General features: G+C 43.8%; 1 rRNA gene. It reads right to left on the reverse strand.

Annotated elements, in window-relative coordinates:
• A 5S ribosomal RNA gene (gene rrf, locus RG959_RS24450) occupies positions 1-74 on the reverse strand; the annotation flags it as partial.
• Between the last annotated feature and the right edge of the window lie 184 nt (positions 75-258).

The raw sequence follows: 258 nt of genomic DNA on the forward strand, positions 1-258 counted from the left end.
CCATCGGCGCTGAAGAGCTTAACGGCCGTGTTCGGGATGGGAACGGGTGTGACCTCTTCGCTATTGCCACCTGACTTATTTGCGACATTTATTATTATAGCACAATAAATGAAATTTGCAAGAACTTTTTTGTTCTTTCAAAACTGGATAGAAGCGTTATTGTATGGGCAAAAACCTTTCAGTTACACGCCAAGTGTACATTGATTAAGTCCTCGATCGATTAGTATTCGTCAGCTCCATGCGTCGCCGCACTTCCAC

This window comes from Domibacillus sp. 8LH, from assembly GCF_038806185.1.
Classification (GTDB): Bacteria; Bacillota; Bacilli; order Bacillales; family Domibacillaceae; genus Domibacillus; species Domibacillus indicus_A.